This is a genomic window from Polynucleobacter sp. SHI8 (assembly GCF_027944005.1).
Classification (GTDB): domain Bacteria; phylum Pseudomonadota; class Gammaproteobacteria; order Burkholderiales; family Burkholderiaceae; genus Polynucleobacter.
The window spans coordinates 49525-64825 of the sequence record NZ_AP027204.1; the positions used below are offsets into that span (position 1 = coordinate 49525).

The 15301-nt window shown below is 42.7% G+C and carries 10 protein-coding genes; all 10 read left to right on the forward strand.

What is annotated here, in order from left to right; genetic code table 11:
* Window positions 1–120 precede the first annotated feature (120 nt).
* The 10 genes from rplJ to rplC all read left to right on the forward strand — a co-directional run bounded on the left by rplJ (window position 121) and on the right by rplC (window position 15298).
* Entirely contained in the window at window positions 121–624 is a 504-nt protein-coding gene (gene rplJ, locus QMN06_RS00280) for a 50S ribosomal protein L10 (RefSeq protein WP_281970500.1), read from the forward strand.
* A 46-nt stretch (window positions 625–670) separates the two neighbouring features.
* Window positions 671–1042 (forward strand): 50S ribosomal protein L7/L12, encoded by a 372-nt coding sequence (gene rplL, locus QMN06_RS00285; RefSeq protein WP_281970501.1) that lies wholly within the window; start codon window positions 671–673, stop codon window positions 1040–1042.
* 207 nt (window positions 1043–1249) lie between these two features.
* Window positions 1250–5350: a DNA-directed RNA polymerase subunit beta gene (gene rpoB / locus QMN06_RS00290; protein ID WP_281971689.1), complete on the forward strand. Its 4101-nt coding sequence runs from the start codon at window positions 1250–1252 to the stop codon at window positions 5348–5350.
* 1 nt (window position 5351) lies between these two features.
* On the forward strand, window positions 5352–9587 hold the full coding sequence (rpoC, locus tag QMN06_RS00295) for a DNA-directed RNA polymerase subunit beta' (RefSeq protein WP_281970502.1): 4236 nt from the start codon (window positions 5352–5354) through the stop codon (window positions 9585–9587).
* A gap of 156 nt (window positions 9588–9743) precedes the next feature.
* Window positions 9744–10121 (forward strand): 30S ribosomal protein S12, encoded by a 378-nt coding sequence (gene rpsL / locus QMN06_RS00300; RefSeq protein WP_281970503.1) that lies wholly within the window; start codon window positions 9744–9746, stop codon window positions 10119–10121.
* A 115-nt stretch (window positions 10122–10236) separates the two neighbouring features.
* Complete coding sequence (rpsG, locus tag QMN06_RS00305; protein ID WP_281970504.1) at window positions 10237–10707, forward strand: 30S ribosomal protein S7; 471 nt, start codon at window positions 10237–10239, stop codon at window positions 10705–10707.
* A 24-nt stretch (window positions 10708–10731) separates the two neighbouring features.
* Window positions 10732–12837, forward strand: a complete 2106-nt coding sequence (gene fusA, locus QMN06_RS00310; RefSeq protein WP_281970505.1) for an elongation factor G — start codon at window positions 10732–10734, stop codon at window positions 12835–12837.
* A gap of 38 nt (window positions 12838–12875) precedes the next feature.
* Window positions 12876–14066 (forward strand): elongation factor Tu, encoded by a 1191-nt coding sequence (gene tuf, locus QMN06_RS00315; RefSeq protein WP_281970495.1) that lies wholly within the window; start codon window positions 12876–12878, stop codon window positions 14064–14066.
* Window positions 14067–14159: 93 nt separating this feature from the next.
* The gene (gene rpsJ, locus QMN06_RS00320) at window positions 14160–14471 is read left to right on the forward strand and encodes a 30S ribosomal protein S10 (protein WP_084285796.1); all 312 of its coding nucleotides are present in this window, start codon (window positions 14160–14162) and stop codon (window positions 14469–14471) included.
* 173 nt (window positions 14472–14644) lie between these two features.
* The gene (gene rplC / locus QMN06_RS00325; RefSeq protein WP_281970506.1) at window positions 14645–15298 is read left to right on the forward strand and encodes a 50S ribosomal protein L3; all 654 of its coding nucleotides are present in this window, start codon (window positions 14645–14647) and stop codon (window positions 15296–15298) included.
* The last annotated feature ends 3 nt before the right edge of the window (window positions 15299–15301 follow it).

The window sequence follows — 15301 nt, forward strand, 5'->3', positions numbered from 1 at the left end:
CATCAAAGACCGTTGGTGAACGAAAGTTCTTAATTAAGTATTGACCAACGTAGATGGCGAACCTGTAAAGAATTCGCTGGTGTGCAACCCCCTCAAATTGAGGGTTAATTGGAGTAAAACATGCCTTTAAATTTGGATGACAAAAAAGCGGTAGTGGCTGACATTGGTGCACAAGTTGCCAATGCTCAAACCATCGTACTAGCTGAGTATCGTGGCATTCCAGTGGGCGAATTGACCAAACTACGTGCAAACGCTAGAGCGCAAGGTGTTTATTTGCGTGTATTGAAAAATACATTAGCGCGTCGTGCTGTACAAGGTACACAATTCGAGCCGCTAAGTGACGCGATGGTCGGACCGCTGATTTATAGTATTTCTGCAGATCCAATTGCTTCAGCAAAAGTTTTAAATGACTTTTCTAAAGTAAAAGACACCCTAGTCATCAAAGCAGGTTCTTATAACGGTAAGGCATTAGATGCTAATGGTGTAAAAGCCCTCGCATCAATCCCAGGTCGTAATGAACTCATAGCAATGTTGTTAGGCGTGATGCTGGCCCCTGTATCGAGCATGGCTCGTGTACTTGGAGCAGTTGCTGCTCAGAAATCCGAAGAAACGCCAGCTGCCTAATGGCAACTAGCACTTATTAAATTTGAACGAATTAGGAGTATTAAAAATGGCAATTACTAAAGAAGAAATTATTGAAGCAGTTGGCAATATGTCTGTAATGGATTTAAATGACTTAGTTAAGGCATTTGAAGAGAAGTTTGGCGTATCAGCAGCAGCAATGGCTGTTGCAGCTCCAGGTGCAGGTGGTGCAGCTGCAGTTGAAGAGAAAACTGAATTTAACGTGATTCTTGCAGAAGTTGGAGCAAATAAAGTATCAGTAATTAAGGCTGTTCGTGAAATTACTGGACTTGGTTTGAAAGAAGCTAAAGATCTCGTTGATGGCGCACCAAAGCCAATCAAAGAAGGTGTTGACAAGGTAGCCGCTGAAGACGCTAAGAAGAAGTTAGAAGATGCTGGCGCGAAAGTAGAGCTCAAGTAATTTAGATATCCCAAGAAAGAGATTTCTTGGGAACTCTTGGTTTGGTTAGTAGCCAAACCAGATAACTTACTGAGTTATCTGGTTTGTCTTCTGATACAACTGCAGTAGACAAATTTGGTCGGGTGCGCCGATGTGCGTGCTGTCCGCCAGAGGTTGGTAGAGGCCAACCACCAAAACTTTGAACAGTTGATGAAATTCGGAGATGACATGGCTTATAGCTTCACCGAACGCAAACGCATCCGTAAGAGCTTTGCTAAGCGCTTGAACAACCATCAGGTACCCTATTTATTAACGACTCAATTAGAGTCATATACTAAATTTTTACAAGAAAGAACATTGCAACACTCAAGACTTAATGAGGGATTGCAGGCGGCCTTTCTATCGATATTCCCGATTGTGTCCAATAATGGATTTGCAAGGATGGAGTATGTTTCATACCAATTATCACCGCCACCATTTGACGTTAAAGAATGTCAACAGCGTGGATTGACTTTCCATTCGGCACTTCGTGCAAAAGTTCGTTTAATTATTAACGATCGTGAAGCGCCTACAAAAGTAAAAGAAATTAAAGAGCAGGAAGTCTACATGGGAGAAATTCCTTTGATGACAGATACTGGTTCTTTTGTCATTAATGGTACAGAACGTGTGATTGTTTCTCAATTACATCGTTCACCAGGTGTGTTTTTCGAGCACGACAAAGGTAAAACACATAGTTCAGGAAAATTATTATTTTCCGCAAGAATTATTCCTTATCGTGGATCATGGTTAGATTTTGAATTTGATCCAAAAGATATTTTGTACTTCCGCGTTGACCGTCGTCGTAAGATGCCAGTAACAATTTTGTTAAAGGCATTAGGACTTAACGTAGAACAAACTCTCGCCAACTTCTTTAAATTTGACCATATTGAAATTAACAATGATGGCGTATCAGTAGAGTTCGTTCCTGAGCGCTTACGTGGTGAAGTGGCGCGTTTTGATATTACTGATCGTAATGGCGTTGTTGTAGTTCAAAAAGACAAACGTATTAACGCAAAGCATATTCGTGAATTAGAAGCTGCAAAAACTCAAATGATTCATTCACCTGATGAGTATTTAATTGGCCGTGTATTGGCTAAAAATATCATTGATGAAGAAACTGGCGAGGTTTTAGCAAATGCCAACGATGAAGTGACAGAAGGTATTTTGGCAAAGTTGCGTGAAGCCGGTGTAAAGAAAGTAGAAACGATTTACACAAATGACTTAGATCAGGGTGGATATATTTCCCAAACTCTCCGAGTGGACGAGACTGCAGATCAAATGGCTGCAAGAATTGCTATTTATCGCATGATGCGCCCAGGTGAGCCGCCAACAGAAGATGCGGTTGAGGCTTTGTTTGCACGGTTATTCTTTAACGAAGATTCATATGACTTATCTCGTGTAGGTCGCATGAAGGTAAATAGTCGTTTAAATCGCGCTGAAATGGAAGGTTCAATGGTCTTGTCCAATGAAGACATATTGGATTCGATTAAGTTACTTGTTGATTTAAGAAACGGTAAAGGCGAAGTTGATGACATCGACCACTTAGGTAATCGTCGCGTTCGTTGCGTAGGTGAGTTAGCTGAAAATCAATTTAGAGCTGGTTTGGCTCGTGTAGAACGTGCTGTTAAAGAACGTCTTGGACAAGCTGAAACCGAAAATCTAATGCCGCATGACTTAATTAATAGCAAACCGATTTCATCTGCTATTCGTGAGTTCTTTGGATCTTCACAACTTTCTCAGTTTATGGATCAAACTAATCCATTATCAGAAATCACACACAAGCGTCGTATTTCAGCGCTTGGACCTGGTGGTTTGACGCGTGAAAGAGCTGGCTTTGAAGTTCGTGACGTGCACCCAACACACTATGGTCGTGTCTGTCCGATAGAAACCCCTGAGGGACCAAACATTGGTTTGATCAATTCATTAGCCTTATTTGCAAGACTGAATGAACATGGGTTTTTAGAAACTCCATACAGAAAAGTTGTGGATAGCAAAGTAACTGAACAAGTTGATTATTTGTCTGCAATCGAAGAAGCTAAATATGTAATTGCACAGGCAAATGCAACTATCAGTGATAAAGGTTTATTGGCTGATGAGTTGGTGTCTGCGCGTGAAGCTGGTGAAACCAAAATGGTTATGCCAGAAAAAATCAATTACATTGACGTGGCTCCTAGCCAAATTGTTTCAGCGGCAGCATCATTAGTACCATTCTTAGAGCACGATGATGCGAACCGTGCGTTGATGGGCGCAAACATGCAACGTCAGGCCGTGCCTTGCTTAAGACCAAATAAGCCTTTAGTTGGAACAGGCCTTGAAAGAACGGTTGCGGTTGACTCTGGAACGGTTGTTATGGCAACGCGTGGTGGAGTTGTGGATTATGTTGACGCCAATCGTATTGTGATTCGTGTGAACGATGAAGAAACAGCTGTCGGCGAAGTCGGTGTAGATATTTATAACTTAATTAAATACACAAGATCAAACCAAAATACCAATATTAATCAACGTCCAATCGTTAAGGTTGGTGATCATATTGCACGTGGCGATGTAGTCGCGGACGGCGCTTCAACGGACTTGGGTGAATTGGCATTGGGTCAAAACATGACTGTGGCATTTATGCCATGGAATGGCTATAACTTCGAAGACTCGATTCTTATTTCAGAAAAAGTTGTAGCAGATGATCGATACACATCTATTCATATTGAAGAATTATCTGTTGTTGCTCGAGATACAAAGCTTGGACCTGAAGATATTACTCGCGATATTTCTAACTTAGCTGAGTCACAACTCAGCCGTTTAGATGAAAGTGGTATTGTTTATATTGGTGCAGAAGTCGAAGCTGGTGACGTTCTTGTCGGTAAAGTTACACCTAAGGGTGAAACTCAATTAACTCCAGAAGAGAAATTGTTACGTGCAATTTTCGGTGAAAAGGCTTCTGATGTTAAAGACACATCACTTCGTGTTCCATCAGGAATGACAGGAACTGTGATTGATGTTCAAGTCTTCACTCGTGAAGGTGTTGAACGCGATCAACGTGCTCAGTCCATTATTCAGGAAGAGTTGCACCGTTATCGACTAGACTTAAACGATCAATTGCGTATTGTTGAAGGTGATGCATTTAGCCGTTTAGAGAAGCTACTCTTAAACAAAGAAGCAAACGGTGGTCCAAACAAGCTCGCAAAAGGCACTAAAGTGTCTGCAGAGTATTTGCTAGGTATTGACAAATATCATTGGTTCGATGTTCGTTTGGCCGATGAAGACATGTCTTCACAGGTTGATTCAATTAAAGAGTCTATTGAAGCAAAACGTAAGCAGTTTGATGAGGCCTTTACAGAGAAACAGCGTAAGTTAACGCAGGGTGATGAATTACAGCCAGGCGTAACAAAGATGGTTAAAGTATATTTAGCCGTTAAGCGTCGCCTGCAACCTGGTGACAAGATGGCTGGACGTCACGGAAACAAAGGGGTTGTTTCAAAAATAGCACCAGTGGAAGATATGCCATACATGGCAGACGGAACGCCGGTTGATATTGTATTGAACCCACTTGGTGTTCCATCACGGATGAACGTCGGTCAAATTTTAGAAACCCACTTAGGTTGGGCTGCTTTGGGCATAGGTAAGCGTATTAATGCCATGATTCAAGCTCAGGCAAAAGTGATGGAGTTACGCACTTTCTTGACAAGCCTCTATAACGAGACTGGTCGCATTGAAGAGTTAGATAAATTATCTGACGATGAAATTTTAGAGTTGGCCAAGAATTTACGTGAAGGTACGCCATTTGCAACGCCAGTTTTTGATGGCGCGACAGAAGGTGAAATTGCCAAAATGCTAGAGCTTGCCTATCCTCCAGAAATTGCTGGACCATTAGGTATGACTGCTTCAAGACAACAAATGAAGTTGTTTGATGGTCAAACTGGCGATGCATTTGAAAGAAATGTAACCGTTGGAGTGATGCACGTTCTCAAACTTCACCATTTGGTTGATGACAAGATGCATGCTCGATCTACTGGACCTTACTCACTTGTTACACAACAACCACTCGGCGGTAAAGCGCAATTTGGTGGTCAAAGATTTGGTGAGATGGAAGTTTGGGCATTGGAAGCTTATGGCGCATCTTATGTTCTTCAAGAGATGCTCACAGTTAAGTCAGATGATGTGAACGGACGTACAAAAGTCTACGAGAACATTGTCAAAGGTGAGCACACGATTGAAGCTGGAATGCCTGAGTCCTTTAATGTTCTGGTAAAAGAAATCAGATCATTAGGAATTGATATCGATATGGAGCGTAATTAATATGAAAGCACTGCTGGATTTATTTAAACAAGCGCATGGTGATGAACAGTTTGATGCAATCAAAATTGGTTTAGCATCACCAGAAAAAATTCGCTCATGGTCTTATGGAGAAGTTCGTAAGCCTGAAACAATTAACTACAGAACTTTCAAGCCGGAGCGTGATGGCTTATTCTGCGCCAAAATTTTTGGCCCTATCAAAGACTATGAGTGCTTGTGTGGAAAATATAAGCGCTTGAAGTTTAGAGGTGTTATTTGTGAAAAATGTGGCGTTGAGGTTACATTAGCAAAAGTACGTCGTGAGCGCATGGGTCATATTGACTTAGCTGCACCAGTCGCACATATTTGGTTTTTAAAGTCATTACCATCCCGTCTCGGTATGGTTTTGGACATGACCTTGCGCGATATCGAGCGTGTTCTTTATTTTGAAGCATATGTAGTAGTTGATCCAGGCTTAACTCCTGATGGAGTAATGAAGCGTGGACAAATTATGTCCGAAGACGAGTATGCTGCCAAAGTTGAAGAGCATGGCGAAGGAGCATTTACAGCCAAAATGGGCGCTGAAGGTATTCGTGATCTTTTGAGAAGTATCCAGATTGATCGCGAAGTAGAAACTTTACGTGCAGATTTAAAAGCAACTGGTAGCGATGCAAAAATTAAAAAATACGCAAAGCGCTTAAAAGTTTTAGAGGCGTTTCAAACCTCTGGAATCAAACCTGATTGGATGATTTTAGATGTATTGCCTGTATTGCCACCAGAGTTACGTCCATTAGTTCCATTGGATGGCGGACGTTTTGCAACTTCTGATTTAAATGACTTATATCGTCGTGTAATCAATCGTAATAATCGTTTAAAGAAATTGCTTGAACTGCGCGCACCAGAAATTATTGTGCGTAACGAAAAGCGTATGTTACAAGAAGCCGTTGACTCATTACTAGACAATGGTCGTCGTGGTAAAGCGATGACTGGTGCCAATAAGCGCCCTCTTAAATCTCTTGCAGAGATGATTAAAGGTAAGGGCGGTCGTTTCCGTCAAAACTTGTTGGGTAAACGCGTAGACTATTCTGGTCGTTCAGTCATTGTGGTTGGACCAAATCTGAAATTACATCAGTGTGGTTTGCCAAAATTGATGGCTTTAGAATTATTTAAGCCATTTATTTTTAACAAGCTTGAGACTCTTGGCATTGCTACCACGATTAAAGCAGCGAAGAAGGAAGTTGAAAACCAAACGGCAATCGTTTGGGATATCTTAGAAGAAGTGATTCGTCAACATCCAGTGATGTTGAATCGTGCTCCAACCCTTCACCGTTTAGGGATCCAAGCATTTGAACCCCTCTTAATTGAAGGTAAAGCGATTCAATTACACCCATTAGTTTGCGCCGCATTTAACGCTGACTTTGACGGTGACCAAATGGCGGTTCACGTACCTTTATCACTCGAAGCCCAAATGGAAGCACGTTCACTCATGCTTGCATCGAACAATATCCTCTTCCCGGCAAACGGCGAGCCATCCATTGTTCCTTCACAAGATATCGTTTTAGGCTTGTACTATGCAACACGTGACAAGATTAACGGTAAAGGCGAAGGCTTGTTTTTTGCTGATATCTCTGAAGTATTGCGTGCATATGATGCGGGACAAGTTGAACTTGCCTCACGTATTGCCGTAAGAATTAATGAGTGGGATGTTGTAGATAAAAAAGCAGAAGGCGAGGCCCGTTTTCAGAAAAAGACAACTCTTTATCCCACCTCTGTAGGGCGTGCTATTTTGTCTGAGATTTTGCCCAAAGGCATGGCATTTGAAAACATTAACAAGCCACTGAAGAAAAAAGAAATCTCTCGCTTGATCAACACCTCATTCCGTAAGTGTGGATTGCGCGAAACCGTGATTTTTGCTGACAGACTTTTACAATCTGGATTTAAGTTAGCAACCAAGGCGGGTATCTCTATTGCTATTGATGACATGCTCATTCCAGCGCAAAAAGAGAAGATCATTCATGATGCTTCAAGCAAAGTGAAAGAGTATGAAAAGCAATTTATGTCTGGTTTAGTGACCAATCAAGAGCGTTATAACAACGTTGTTGATATTTGGGGTGCTGCTGGAGATCAAGTTGGTAAAGCAATGATGGAGCAATTATCTCAAGAGACTGTTGAAGATCGTCATGGCGCGCAAGTTAAGCAAGAGTCATTTAATGCAATTTATATGATGGCTGATTCTGGAGCCCGTGGATCGGCCGCTCAGATTCGTCAACTTGCGGGTATGCGTGGCTTGATGGCAAAGCCAGATGGCTCCATTATTGAGACACCAATTACTGCGAACTTCCGTGAAGGTTTGAATGTTTTGCAATACTTTATTTCAACGCACGGCGCACGTAAAGGTCTAGCTGATACGGCTCTCAAAACTGCAAACTCAGGTTATTTAACACGTCGACTTTGTGATGTTACGCAAGATCTCGTGGTTATTGAAGATGATTGCGGCGCAGTTGATGGCGTAACCATGAAGGCGTTGGTTGAGGGCGGTGAGATTATTGAAGCACTTCGCGATCGTATTTTAGGTCGTGTGACAATTGGTGAAGTAATCCACCCTGATACCCAACAAACGATTGTTGATGATGATACTTTGTTAGATGAAGACATGGTGGATGACATCGTTGCTTCAGGATTAGATGAAGTAAAAGTAAGAACTGTGCTTGCATGTAAAACACGTTATGGTTTATGCGCGAAGTGTTATGGCCGTGATTTAGGTCGTGGTGGCTTAGTTAACGTAGGTGAGGCAGTCGGTGTGATAGCTGCTCAGTCAATTGGTGAGCCAGGAACGCAGTTAACTATGCGCACATTCCACATTGGTGGTGCGGCGTCTCGTGCTTTAGTTGCAAGTAACGTTGAGGCGAAATCAAGCGGTATTGTACGTTTCTCATCTTCAATGAGATACATCACAAATCCAAAAGGTGAGCAAATCGTTATTTCACGATCTGGAGAAGCTTTAATTACTGATGATCATGGACGTGAGCGTGAGCGTCATAAAGTTCCATACGGCGCAACACTTTTAGTGAGTGATGGCGGCGTTGTTAAGGCTGGTGCAAGCTTGGCTACTTGGGATCCATTGACTCGTCCAATTATTTCTGAGTTTGCTGGTCAAATCCACTTCGAAAACGTAGAAGAGGGTGTAACCGTTGCGAAACAAGTGGATGATGTAACTGGCCTCTCTACATTGGTTGTTATTGATGGTAAGCGTAGAAGTGCCGCTGCTAAAGGTATTCGTCCAATTATCAAGATTCTTGATGAGTCAGGTGCTGAAGTGAAATTGGCAGGTACAGATCACCCAGTAACTATCGGACTTCAATTTGGAGCTTTGATTACCGTTAAGGATGGTCAAGCCGTTAAGACTGGTGAAGTTCTTGCTCGTATTCCAATTGAGTCACAGAAAACACGTGACATTACCGGTGGTTTACCGAGAGTTGCTGAGTTGTTTGAAGGGCGCTCTCCAAAAGATGCAGCGGTTCTTGCGAAGATTACAGGAACAGTTTCGTTTGGTAAGGAAACTAAAGGTAAACAACGTTTGGTTATTACGGACATGGATGGTGAGTCACATGAGTTCTTAATTCCAAAAGAGAAACAAGTATTGGTTCATGACGGTCAAGTTGTCAATAAAGGCGAGATGATTGTCGAAGGCCCTGCAGATCCGCATGATATTTTGAATCTGAAAGGCATTGAGGAGCTCTCCATGTACATTGTGGACGAGGTGCAAGACGTCTACCGTTTACAAGGCGTAAAAATCAATGACAAGCATATTGAGGTCATTGTTCGTCAAATGTTACGCCGTGTTCAAGTTGTTGATGCTGGTGAAACGAACTTTATTACCGGTGAACAAGTTGAGAGATCCAAACTGTTTGATGAGAATGACCGAGTGATTGCTGAAGGAAAGCGCCCAGCTATATACGAAAACGTATTGTTGGGTATTACAAAAGCGTCTTTATCTACTGATAGCTTTATTTCAGCGGCATCTTTCCAAGAAACGACGCGTGTTCTTACTGAAGCTGCGATTATGGGCAAAGTTGACACATTACGTGGACTGAAAGAAAACGTCATTATTGGCCGTTTGATTCCAGCTGGAACGGGCTTGTCATATCGTAAAGCACGTAAGGCAAGAGAGCAGTTTGAGCGTGATCGTGCACAAACGATTGCAGCTGAAGAGGCTTTTATTACCCCTGTAGAAGAAGCGCCGGTAGCCGACGCTGAGTAAAAATGTATGAAATTGTCAAGAATCCCGCAAGGGGTTCTTGACGGTTCATCAAACTCAGTCTAGAATGCTAGGTTCTGTAAAACCCGTAATCAAAAGCAGTTTTTGAATACGAATTGACTAAACGAATTGATGAAAAAAGTGTATTGAGAGTAAGTTATGCCAACAATTAACCAGTTGCTCAAAAAGCCCCGAACCAACTTAGTGGTAAAGAGCAAGAGTCCAGCTTTACAAAATAGTCCGCAAAGACGTGGAGTTTGCACGCGTGTATATACTACAACGCCAAAAAAGCCGAACTCTGCATTGCGTAAAGTCGCTAAGGTACGCTTGACCAATGGTTTCGAGGTCATTTCATACATTGGCGGTGAAGGTCACAATCTTCAGGAACACTCCGTGGTTCTGATTCGTGGCGGTCGTGTAAAGGATTTACCAGGTGTTCGTTATCACATTGTTCGTGGATCATTAGACTTACAAGGTGTTAAGGATCGTAAACAATCTCGCTCCAAGTATGGTGCGAAGAAAGCCAAGAAAGCTTAATTTCTTGGCAGGTACTGCATATCAAATTGATGTGCAGTAAGTAAGTGACTGCTTCGGTCTAAGGCTAGTTAAGCAGTCAAGGGAATTTTCCCAACTGAAAATTAAAGGAGTTGTTATGCCACGTCGTAGAGAAGTACCCAAGAGAGAAATTCTCCCAGACCCAAAATTCGGGAATGTCGAAGTAGCTAAATTCATGAACGTACTCATGTTGGACGGCAAAAAATCTGTTGCAGAGCGTATTGTTTATGGCGCTTTTGAGCATATCGAGAAAAAGGCAAATAAACCACCCTTGGACGTTTTTTCTGTAGCTATGGGAAATGTTAAGCCAATGGTTGAGGTAAAAAGTCGTCGTGTAGGTGGCGCAAACTATCAAGTTCCAGTGGAGGTTCGCCCTTCACGTCGTTTAGCTCTGGCAATGCGTTGGTTAAGAGAGGCTGCTAAAAAGCGCAGTGAAAAATCAATGGCGCAACGCTTGGCAAATGAATTATTAGAAGCTTCAGAAGGTCGTGGCGGCGCAATGAAAAAGCGTGATGAAGTGCACCGCATGGCTGAAGCAAACAAAGCATTCTCACATTTCCGTTTTTAAACCTTATACTTCTTCGAGGATACAGTGGCACGAAAGACCCCCATCGAGCGTTATCGCAATATTGGAATTTCAGCACATATTGATGCTGGTAAAACGACAACAACTGAACGTATCCTGTTTTATACAGGTGTAAACCATAAAATTGGTGAAGTTCACGATGGCGCAGCCACAATGGACTGGATGGAGCAAGAGCAGGAGCGAGGTATTACTATTACTTCTGCTGCAACGACTGCTTTCTGGAAAGGCATGGGTGGTAACTACCCAGAGCATCGCATCAATATTATTGATACCCCAGGACACGTTGACTTTACTATCGAAGTAGAACGTTCAATGCGTGTTTTGGACGGTGCATGTATGGTTTATTGTGCAGTTGGTGGCGTACAACCACAGTCAGAGACTGTTTGGCGTCAGGCTAATAAATATCGTGTACCACGTCTGGCCTTTGTAAATAAGATGGACCGCACTGGCGCAAACTTTTTCAAAGTACATGATCAGATGCGCGCGCGTTTGAAAGCAAACCCTATTCCAATTCAGATTCCAATTGGCGCTGAAGAAAACTTCAAGGGCGTAGTTGACCTCGTCAAAATGAAAGCCATTTTGTGGGATGAAGAGTCACAAGGGATTAAATTTAACTACGAAGAAATTCCAGCGGAATTATTAGATACCGCTAACGAGTGGCGCGAAAAAATGCTCGAAGCTGCAGCTGAATCTTCTGAAGAGTTAATGGACAAGTATTTGAGTGGTGAGCCACTTTCTGAAGAGGAAGTAAAGATTGCTCTTCGCGCCCGAACTCTTGCCGGTGAAATTGTGCCAATGATGTGCGGTTCTGCTTTTAAGAACAAGGGTGTGCAGGCGATGTTGGATGGCGTAATTGATTACATGCCAGCACCATCAGATATTCCTCCAGTTACAGGAGAATTAGAAAACGGTGAAAAAACTGAGCGTCATGCAACTGATGATGAAAAGTTTTCAGCACTCGCGTTTAAGATTATGACCGACCCGTTTGTTGGGCAGCTCATTTTCTTCCGTGTTTATTCTGGAGTCATTAATTCTGGCGATACGATTTATAACCCAATCAAGGGCAAAAAAGAGCGTATTGGACGAATTCTGCAGATGCATGCAAACCAACGTGAAGAAATTAAAGAAGTTCGCGCTGGTGATATCGCTGCGGCAGTCGGATTAAAAGATGCTACGACTGGAGAAACATTATGTGATCCATCATCCATTATTATTCTTGAAAGAATGGTGTTCCCGGAGCCAGTAATTTCTCAAGCTGTTGAGCCGAAGACAAAAGTTGACCAAGAAAAAATGGGTATTGCTTTAAATCGTCTAGCTCAAGAAGATCCATCATTCCGCGTTAAAACAGACGAAGAGTCTGGCCAAACGATTATTTCTGGTATGGGTGAGTTGCACTTAGAAATTCTTGTAGACCGAATGAAGCGTGAATTTGGTGTAGAGGCAACGGTTGGTAAGCCACAGGTTGCATACCGCGAAACAATTCGTAAAGTATGTGAAGAAATCGAAGGTAAATTTGTTAAGCAGTCTGGTGGACGTGGACAGTATGGCCATGTTGTGTTGAAGTTGGAGCCACAAGAGCCAGGCAAGGGTTACGAATTCGTTGACGCAATTAAGGGTGGTGTTGTACCACGCGAGTACATTCCTGCAGTTGATAAGGGTATTCAAGAAACATTGAATAACGGTGTAGTTGCTGGTTATCCGGTTGTTGACATTAAAGCAACATTATTCTTTGGCTCATACCATGATGTTGACTCAAATGAGAACGCATTTAAGATGGCTGGTTCAATGGCCTTCAAAGAAGGTATGCGTCGCGCAAGTCCTGTACTTTTAGAGCCAATGATGGCTGTTGAAGTGGAGACGCCTGAAGATTTCATGGGTAACGTCATGGGAGATTTATCTTCACGCCGCGGAATATTGCAAGGTATGGATGATATCGCAGGTGGTGGCGGCAAGATTGTGCGTGCTGAAGTTCCATTAGCTGAGATGTTTGGATATTCAACGGGTTTACGTTCTTTAACACAAGGGCGTGCAACATACACGATGGAATTCAAGCATTATGCAGAGGCTCCAAAGAATGTGGCAGATGCTGTTATTGCATCCAAAGCAAAATAATTTAACTTTTTATATATCTAACTGAGTAGAGGCTAAAAATGGCAAAAGAGAAGTTTGAGCGGACGAAGCCGCACGTAAACGTCGGAACAATTGGTCACGTTGACCATGGTAAGACAACATTAACTGCAGCGATAACAACGGTGTTGTCAAAAGCGTTTGGTGGAGAAGCCAAAGCGTATGACCAAATTGATGCGGCGCCAGAAGAGAAGGCGCGCGGTATTACGATTAATACAGCGCACGTTGAGTATGAGACGCAGAATCGTCACTACGCACACGTTGATTGCCCAGGCCACGCTGACTATGTAAAGAACATGATTACCGGCGCAGCCCAAATGGACGGCGCGATTTTAGTTTGTTCAGCAGCTGATGGTCCAATGCCACAAACACGTGAGCACATTTTGCTTGCACGTCAGGTTGGTGTTCCGTACATCGTTGTATTTTTAAATAAATGCGACATGGTGGATGATGAAGAATTATTAGAACTCGTTGAAATGGAAGTGCGTGAGTTGTTGTCCAAGTATGATTTCCCTGGCGATGACACACCAATCATTAAAGGTTCAGCAAAATTAGCATTAGAGGGCGACGAAGGCCCACTCGGCAAGCAAGCGATTATGGCTTTAGCCGAGGCATTAGATACATACATTCCGACACCTGAGCGTGCTGTTGACGGCGCGTTCTTGATGCCTGTAGAAGACGTGTTCTCGATCTCTGGTCGCGGAACTGTGGTTACAGGTCGTATCGAGCGTGGCATTGTAAAAGTTGGTGAAGAGATTGAGATTGTTGGTATTCGCGCCACACAAAAGACGACATGTACGGGTGTTGAGATGTTCCGTAAGTTGTTAGATCAAGGTCAAGCTGGCGATAACGTTGGTATCTTGTTGCGTGGTACAAAGCGTGAAGACGTTGAGCGCGGTCAAGTGTTGTGTAAGCCAGGTTCAATTTTGCCGCATACAGAATTTACAGGTAGCGTATACGTTTTATCGAAAGATGAAGGCGGCCGTCATACACCATTCTTTAACAACTATCGCCCGCAGTTTTACTTCCGTACAACGGACGTAACTGGCGCGATTGAGTTGCCAAAAGATAAAGAAATGGTAATGCCTGGTGATAACGTTGAAATTAGCGTGAAGTTAATTGCGCCGATCGCGATGGAAGAAGGTTTACGTTTCGCGATTCGTGAAGGTGGCCGTACCGTTGGTGCTGGTGTTGTTTCTAAAATTATTGCTTAAGTAATTTTGTATGACAGGTTGTGTGTGCGCTGCACACAACCTGCTAAAAATTTAATTTAGCGTCAGCGCCGCTATGTTCTTTAGGAAATAATCATGCAAAGCCAAAAAATTAGAATTCGTTTAAAAGCATTTGACTATCGATTAATTGATCAGTCAGCTGCTGAAATCGTAGATACAGCAAAAAGAACAGGTGCTGTTGTAAAAGGACCAGTTCCATTGCCAACACGTATTGAGCGCTTTGATATTTTGCGCTCACCACACGTTAATAAAACTTCACGTGATCAGTTAGAAATCCGTACTCATTTACGTTTAATGGATATCGTAGATCCCACAGAAAAAACAGTTGATGCATTGATGAAATTAGATTTGCCCGCTGGTGTTGATGTAGAAATTAAATTGCAGTAAAAAAATACTTGCCAAACGAATAAAAGCTGTATAGAATGCTGAGTTCTACCAAATTTGTTTGAAAAGTTTTGTAGTTGTATTACCAAGAATGGGGTTTTTAGTAAGCATTCCTTCACTAAGAGCCATTAAATTTAATTTTCGTCGACCAATCGTTGTCGACATTGGAGCAAGATATGAGCTTAGGCTTGATCGGCCGGAAGGTCGGCATGACTCGCTTGTTTACAGATGAAGGTGACTCAATTCCAGTCACTGTAATCGATGTAAGCAACAACAGAGTCGCACAAATCAAAACTCAGGAAACTGATGGCTATGATGCTGTTCAGTTAGCTCACGGCGAACGCCGTGCATCACGTGTTACCAAAGCAATGGCTGGTCATTTTGCTAAAGCTGGAGTGATGGCTGGTAACGCACTTAACGAATTCAGAATTGACGCAAGTAAACTCGCTGACCTGCAAGCAGGCTCAACTGTTGGCGTTGATTCTTTCACTGTAGGCCAGAAGGTAGACGTCCAAGGCGTCACTATTGGTAAAGGTTACGCTGGTACTATTAAGCGCTACCACTTTGCCTCAGGTCGCGCAAGTCATGGTAATTCAAGATCACATAACGTACCGGGATCTATAGGTATGGCTCAAGATCCTGGACGCGTATTCCCTGGTAAGCGTATGACAGGACATTTAGGTGATGTGACTAGAACAGTACAAAACCTAGAAATAGCCCGCGTAGATGCAGAAAGACAACTCTTGTTAGTTAAGGGAGCTGTACCTGGATCACGTGGTGGAAAAGTAATTGTTACGCCGGCGATTAAAGCGCCTGCTGCTAAATCTTAATAG

What these genes read in the sequence shown, in the direction of transcription:
- rplJ (WP_281970500.1), top strand. Translation starts at nt 121, where the DNA reads ATGCCTTTAAATTTGGATGACAAAAAAGCGGTAGTGGCTGACATTGGT.
- rplL (WP_281970501.1), top strand. Translation starts at nt 671, where the DNA reads ATGGCAATTACTAAAGAAGAAATTATTGAAGCAGTTGGCAATATGTCT.
- rpoB (WP_281971689.1), top strand. Translation starts at nt 1,250, where the DNA reads ATGGCTTATAGCTTCACCGAACGCAAACGCATCCGTAAGAGCTTTGCT.
- rpoC (WP_281970502.1), top strand. Translation starts at nt 5,352, where the DNA reads ATGAAAGCACTGCTGGATTTATTTAAACAAGCGCATGGTGATGAACAG.
- rpsL (WP_281970503.1), top strand. Translation starts at nt 9,744, where the DNA reads ATGCCAACAATTAACCAGTTGCTCAAAAAGCCCCGAACCAACTTAGTG.
- rpsG (WP_281970504.1), top strand. Translation starts at nt 10,237, where the DNA reads ATGCCACGTCGTAGAGAAGTACCCAAGAGAGAAATTCTCCCAGACCCA.
- tuf (WP_281970495.1), top strand. Translation starts at nt 12,876, where the DNA reads ATGGCAAAAGAGAAGTTTGAGCGGACGAAGCCGCACGTAAACGTCGGA.
- rpsJ (WP_084285796.1), top strand. Translation starts at nt 14,160, where the DNA reads ATGCAAAGCCAAAAAATTAGAATTCGTTTAAAAGCATTTGACTATCGA.
- rplC (WP_281970506.1), top strand. Translation starts at nt 14,645, where the DNA reads ATGAGCTTAGGCTTGATCGGCCGGAAGGTCGGCATGACTCGCTTGTTT.